We start from the raw sequence: 5,957 nt of genomic DNA on the forward strand, positions 1-5,957 counted from the left end.
CCCCGACGTGCTGCCGCCGCGCGCCAAGCCGGGCGCGAGCGGCCCCGCCACCCAGCACGGCGGCCTGCATGAAGGCATGAGCGGCCAGCGCGCCTGAACCCCAAGGGAGCACACGCATGAGCAACACCGACTTCGCACTGGCCGTGGAAGACCTCACCGTCTCCTTCGACGGCTTCAAGGCCATCGACCAGCTGACCCTCTACGTCGACCGCAACGAGCTGCGGGTGATCATCGGCCCCAACGGCGCGGGCAAGACCACGCTGCTGGACCTGATCTGCGGCAAGACCAAGGCCAGTGCCGGCTCGATCAAGTTCAAGAACACCGAGCTCACCGGCATGGCCGAGCACAAGCGGGTGCGGCTGGGGCTGGGGCGCAAGTTCCAGACACCGTCCATCTACGAGAACCTGTCGGTCTTCCAGAACCTGGAGGTGTCGTACCCCAAGGGTCGCTCGGTGCTGGGCGCGCTGGCCTTCAAGTGCACCGACGAAGTGAAGGCCCGCGTGCAGGTGGTGGCGGAGGACATCGGCCTGGCCGACAAGCTGCAGACCGAGGCCGGGCTGCTGAGCCACGGCCAGAAGCAGTGGCTGGAGATCGGCATGCTGCTGATGCAGGAACCCGAGCTGCTGATGCTCGACGAGCCCATTGCCGGCATGAGCGCCCGCGAGCGCGAGCTGACGGCCGAGCTGCTCAAGCGCATCTGCCAGAACCGCGCGGTGATCGTGATCGAGCACGACATGGACTTCGTCAAGCAGATCGCCCACAAGGTGACGGTGATGCACCAGGGAAAGATCCTGGCCGAGGGGCCGATGGAGAAGGTGCAGGCCGACCCCAAAGTCATCGACGTCTACCTGGGACATTGAGCATGAGCGACATCCGACTGAAGGTGCAGGACCTCTTCGTGGCCTACGGCCAGAGCCAGGCCTTGCACGGCGTGACTTTCAACGCGATGGCCAACGAGACGGTGGCCATCATGGGCCGCAACGGCATGGGCAAGACCACGCTGTTCAAGGCGCTGATGGGCGTGCTGCCCAGCAAGTCCGGCCGCATCGAGGTGGCCGGCCAGGACGTGACGAAGGACGAGAGCTTCCGGCGCGTGGCCAAGGGCATCGCCTATGTGCCGCAGGGGCGCATGATCTTCCCGACCCTCACGGTGGAAGAGAACATCCAGACCGGGCTGGAGAACAGCGCCACGCGCCGCATTCCCGACGAGATCTACGCGCTGTTCCCGGTGCTGTTCGACATGCGGCGGCGCAAGGGCGGCAACCTCTCGGGCGGGCAGCAGCAGCAGCTGGCCATTGCCCGCGCGCTGGTGACCGAGCCCAAGGTGCTGCTGCTGGACGAGCCCACCGAGGGCATCCAGCCGTCCATCATCAAGGACATCGCCAAGGCGCTCAACGAGATCCGAAAGATGAAGGGCATCACCATCGTCGTGTCCGAGCAGGTGCTCTCTTTCGCGATGGAGGTGGCCGACCGGCTCTTCGTCATCGAAGGCGGCCGGCTGGTGCACGAGACCGCCCGCGACAAGACCGACGAGGCGCATATCAAAGCCTATCTCTCGGTCTGATTCCCCGCATTCCCAACCCAGGAGAACACTGAAATGCCCGATACCCTGATCAAGGTCGACCTGACGAAGCCCGCGCCCACCAACGAGATGGTGCACAACCGCTGGCACCCCGACATCCCCATGGCCTGCTGGGTGAACCCGGGCGACGACTTCGTGCTGGAAACCTACGACTGGACGGGCGGCTTCATCAAGAACAACGACAGCGCCGACGATGTGCGCGACATCGACCTGACCACGGTGCACTACCTCTCGGGCCCGGTGGGCGTGAAGGGCGCCGAGCCGGGCGACCTGCTGGTGGTGGACCTGCTGGACATCGGCGCCAAGCAGGATTCGCTCTGGGGCTTCAACGGCTTCTTCTCCAAGAAGAACGGCGGCGGCTTCCTGACCGAGCATTTCCCGCAGGCGCAGAAGTCGATCTGGGACTTCCACGGCATGTTCACCACCTCGCGCCACGTGCCGGGCGTGAAGTACGCCGGCCTGATCCACCCGGGCCTGATCGGCTGCCTGCCCGATCCGAAGATGCTGGAGATGTGGAATTCGCGCGAGCAGGCGCTCATCGATTCCGACCCGGCCACCGGCGGCCTGGCCAACCCGCCTTTTGCCGGCACGGCCCACATGGGCAAGCTCACGGGCGATGCCAAGGCCCAGGCGGCCGCCACGGGCGCGCGCACCGTGCCGCCGCGCGAGCACGGCGGCAACTGCGACATCAAGGACCTGTCGCGCGGCTCGAAGATCTTCTTCCCGGTCTACGTCGACGGCGCGGGCCTCTCGGTGGGCGACCTGCACTTCAGCCAGGGCGACGGCGAGATCACCTTCTGCGGTGCCATCGAGATGGCGGGCTGGGTGCACATGAAGGTCTCGCTCATCAAGGGCGGCATGGCCAAGTACGGCATCAAGAACCCGATCTTCAAGCCCAGCCCCATCAAGCCGGTGTACGACGACTACGTGATCTTCGAGGGCATCAGCGTCGACGAGAGCGGCAAGCAGTACTACCTGGACGTGAACGTGGCCTACCGCCAGGCCTGCCTGAATGCCATCGAGTACCTGAAGAAGTTCGGCTACTCAGGTGCGCAGGCCTATTCGATCCTGGGCACCGCGCCGGTGCAGGGCCACATCAGCGGCGTGGTGGACGTGCCCAACGCCTGCGCCACGCTGTGGCTGCCCACGCAGATCTTCGACTTCGACATCAACCCCAGCGCCGCCGGGCCGACGAAGTTCCTGGACGGCAGCATCGACATGCCGCTGTCGCCCGACCTGCTCTGAGCCGCCGCCCATGCCGACCTACGACTACGAATGCCGCGACTGCGGCGGCTTCGATGCCCTGCGTTCGCTGGCGCAGCGCAACGAGCCGGCCGCCTGCCCGGATTGTGGCGCGGCCTCGCCCCGGGTTTTTGCCAGCGCGCCCCGGCTGGGCCTGCTGGAAGAGGGGACGCGGCGCGCGATGGACGTGAACGAGCGGGCGCGGCACGAACCCCGGAGTTCGCGCGACTACCAGCGGCTGAAGCATCCGGCGGGCTGCGGCTGCTGCAGCACGGGCCGTGCGCGCAAGGCGACCGTCACGGCGCCCGACGGGGCCAAATCATTCCCGGGCAAGCGCCCCTGGATGATCAGCCACTGAAAGCGGTGGCAGGCCGCCGCGCCGGCATCGTGATGATCACGGTGCTGTGCTGGCGGCGGTCGCGCAAGTCGCCATGCGCCTCGATGCGAAGGCCCAGCTCGCCCTGGGTGCGATCGAGCTCGGCCAGCAGGTCGGCCACCGACACGGTGCAATCCCACGAGCCCGGATCGCGGGGGCCGCAGCTCACCTGGGTGCGCATGCGCGCGCTGCCGCCGGGCGTGCTGCGCACGAACGGGAACACGTTCACCTGCTCGAGCCGGTCGGTCGCGATGAAGGTGAGCTTCACCGGCCCCGCCTGGCCGTCGAAGTGCGTGGGCGTCACGCCGAACACCACGAAGGGCGCGTCGTTGGCGATGTAGCGGGTGACCGCCGGGTGGCCGTCCAGCGTCGAACCCGGCCCGCCGGCCGCGGAACCCAGGCTGGCCGCGAGCGCCGCCGCGCCTGCCAGGACCATCTTCGGGATGCGCATGATGGATGTCTCCTGCCGTTCTTCCGGACGCGGATTCTGACGCGAACGCCCAGTACGTCAATCAACGTATCTACGCAGCCGGCACCCGTCGCAACAATGGCCCATGCCAACACAACGCGACGAGGAAAGCCAATGATCCACGGCGACATTTCCAGCAGCCACGACACCGTCGGCGTGGCGGTGGTCAACTACAAGATGCCGCGCCTGCACACGCGCGCGGAGGTCATGGCCAACGCGAAGCAGATCGCATCGATGGTGGAAGGCCTGAAGGCCGGCCTGCCGGGCCTGGACCTGGTGATCTTCCCCGAGTACAGCACGCACGGGATCATGTACGACAGCGCCGAGATGTACGAGAACGCGGCCACCGTGCCCGGCTTCGAGACCGAGATCTTCGCGGCGGCGTGCCGCAAGGCCAAGGTGTGGGGCGTGTTCTCGCTCACCGGCGAGCGGCACGAGGAGCATCCGAACAAGGCGCCCTACAACACGCTCATCCTCATGAACGACCAGGGCGAGATCGTCCAGAAGTACCGCAAGATCATGCCCTGGGTGCCCATCGAGGGCTGGTACCCGGGCAACTGCACCTACGTGAGCGAGGGGCCCAAGGGGCTGAAGATCAGCCTGATCATCTGCGACGACGGCAACTACCCCGAGATCTGGCGCGACTGCGCCATGAAGGGGGCCGAGCTCATCGTGCGCTGCCAGGGCTACATGTACCCGGCCAAGGAGCAGCAGATCCTCATCAGCAAGGCCATGGCCTTTGCCAACAACGTGTACGTGGCGGTGGCCAATGCCGCCGGCTTCGACGGCGTGTATTCATACTTCGGCCACTCGGCCATCGTCGGCTTCGACGGCCGCACGCTGGGCGAATGCGGCGAAGAGGAGATGGGCGTGCAGTACGCGGCCCTGTCCAAGAGCCTGATCCGCGACTTCCGCAAGAACGGCCAGAGCGAGAACCACCTGTTCAAGCTCTTGCACCGCGGCTACACCGGCATGATCAACTCGGGCGACGGCGACCAGGGCGTGGCCCAGTGCCCGTACGAGTTCTACGGCAAGTGGATCGCCGATCCGCAGGGCACGCGCGAAATGGTCGAGTCCTTCACCCGCAAGACCATCGGCACGGCCGAGGCGCCCATCGAGGGCATCCCCAACGAGGCCACGGCCGCCAGCCATCGCTGAGGCGGGCGAAGGTGGACATGACCGATCCGCTGGCCGCCTGGCGCATCGGCAGCGAACCCTTCTACCAGCCGCAGGGCGACGAGTGCGACCACTTCGAGGCGGCCTGGTCGCGGCGGCTGCCCTTGCTGCTCAAGGGACCCACCGGCTGCGGCAAGACGCGCTTCATCGAGCACATGGCCTGGCGCATGGGCCGGCCGCTGGTCACCGTGGCGTGCAACGAAGACACCACGGCCGGCGACCTGCTCGGCCGCTGGCTGCTGGACGCCGAAGGCACCCGCTGGCAGGACGGGCCGCTGGCCCTGGCTGCGCGGCACGGGGCCATCTGCTACCTGGACGAGATCGTCGAGGCGCGGCCCGACGCGCTGGTGGCGGTGCATCCGCTGACCGATGCCCGCCGCATGCTGCCCCTGGACCGCGCCGGCGAGGTGGTGCGCGCGCACCCGGACTTCATGCTGGTGGCCAGCTACAACCCCGGCGGCACGCGGGAGCTGAAGCCCTCGACCCGCCAGCGTTTCTGCGGCATGGCATTCGGCTACCCGGAGGCGGAGGACGAGGCGAACATCCTCATGCGCGAGGGCGGCGCCGACGTGGAACTGGCCTCGGCGCTGGTGGCGCTCGGACGGCGTACGCGCAGGCTGGCCGGGCACGGCCTGGAGGAGGGCGCCTCCACCCGCATGCTGGTGCGCGCCGCGCAGCTCGCGCGCCAGGGCCTGGCCCCGCAGGCGGCCTGCGTGGCCGCGATCGTCGTGCCGCTGTCGGACGACCGGGCGCTGAGCGATGCGCTCATGGCGGCGGTGGATGCGTCCTTCTGATCCGCTGGGCGCCATCGGGCCGTGGCTGCGGCTGCTGTGGAATGTGGCGCCGCCCCTGCTGCAAGTGCACAGCCCGGGGTCGGAGGGCGTGGCGCCCTGGCTGTCGCCGGCCGGCCTGCATCTGCCCGCGCCGCCTGCGGGCCTGGATGAGGACGCCGGTGCGCGCTGGCTGCGTGCGGCCAGTGCCCACGCGGCGGCGCATCTTGCGTTCTCGCGCAACGTGTTCGTGCGCGAGGGCGTGCCCGCCATCACCTGGGCGCTGACCGGCCTGCTGGAAGACGCCCGCGCCGAGGCGCTGGCGGCGCGCGAACTGCCCGG

The 5,957-nt window shown here is 68.1% G+C and carries 7 protein-coding genes and 1 pseudogene; 7 read left to right on the forward strand and 1 reads right to left on the reverse strand.

What is annotated here, in order from left to right; translation table 11 throughout:
* Positions 1–116: 116 nt before the first annotated feature.
* Genes urtD through VSO01S_RS25745 form a run of 4 tightly spaced genes read left to right on the forward strand, consistent with a single transcriptional unit; the run spans position 117 to position 3,182 of the window.
* The gene (gene urtD / locus VSO01S_RS25730) at positions 117–860 is read left to right on the forward strand and encodes an urea ABC transporter ATP-binding protein UrtD (protein WP_068645610.1); all 744 of its coding nucleotides are present in this window, start codon (positions 117–119) and stop codon (positions 858–860) included.
* Positions 861–862: 2 nt separating this feature from the next.
* A complete protein-coding gene (gene urtE, locus VSO01S_RS25735; RefSeq protein ID WP_068645611.1) occupies positions 863–1,564 on the forward strand; it encodes an urea ABC transporter ATP-binding subunit UrtE in 702 nt (233 codons plus the stop codon).
* A 33-nt stretch (positions 1,565–1,597) separates the two neighbouring features.
* Positions 1,598–2,827, forward strand: a complete 1,230-nt coding sequence (gene fmdA / locus VSO01S_RS25740) for a formamidase (protein ID WP_068645612.1) — start codon at positions 1,598–1,600, stop codon at positions 2,825–2,827.
* Positions 2,828–2,837: 10 nt separating this feature from the next.
* Positions 2,838–3,182, forward strand: coding sequence for an FmdB family zinc ribbon protein (locus VSO01S_RS25745; protein WP_068645613.1), 345 nt, complete (start codon positions 2,838–2,840; stop codon positions 3,180–3,182).
* Here the strand turns inward: VSO01S_RS25745 and VSO01S_RS25750 are convergent.
* Complete coding sequence (locus tag VSO01S_RS25750) at positions 3,172–3,651, reverse strand: hypothetical protein (protein ID WP_068645614.1); 480 nt, start codon at positions 3,649–3,651, stop codon at positions 3,172–3,174. The two genes, VSO01S_RS25745 and VSO01S_RS25750, sit on opposite strands and share 11 nt — an antisense overlap.
* Before the next feature lie 132 nt (positions 3,652–3,783).
* On the opposite strand from VSO01S_RS25750, the gene VSO01S_RS25755 reads away from it, so the two are divergent.
* The 3 genes and pseudogenes from VSO01S_RS25755 to VSO01S_RS25765 form a co-directional block, all read left to right on the forward strand.
* Positions 3,784–4,827, forward strand: coding sequence for an aliphatic amidase (locus tag VSO01S_RS25755; protein WP_068645615.1), 1,044 nt, complete (start codon positions 3,784–3,786; stop codon positions 4,825–4,827).
* A 17-nt stretch (positions 4,828–4,844) separates the two neighbouring features.
* Positions 4,845–5,639 (forward strand): CbbQ/NirQ/NorQ/GpvN family protein, encoded by a 795-nt coding sequence (locus VSO01S_RS25760; RefSeq protein ID WP_068645616.1) that lies wholly within the window; start codon positions 4,845–4,847, stop codon positions 5,637–5,639.
* Positions 5,626–5,957: pseudogene (locus VSO01S_RS25765) on the forward strand (hypothetical protein); the annotation flags it as partial. The gene VSO01S_RS25760 and the pseudogene VSO01S_RS25765, both read left to right, overlap by 14 nt.

It is taken from the genome of Variovorax soli NBRC 106424 (assembly GCF_001591385.1).
GTDB lineage: Bacteria > Pseudomonadota > Gammaproteobacteria > Burkholderiales > Burkholderiaceae_C > Variovorax > Variovorax soli.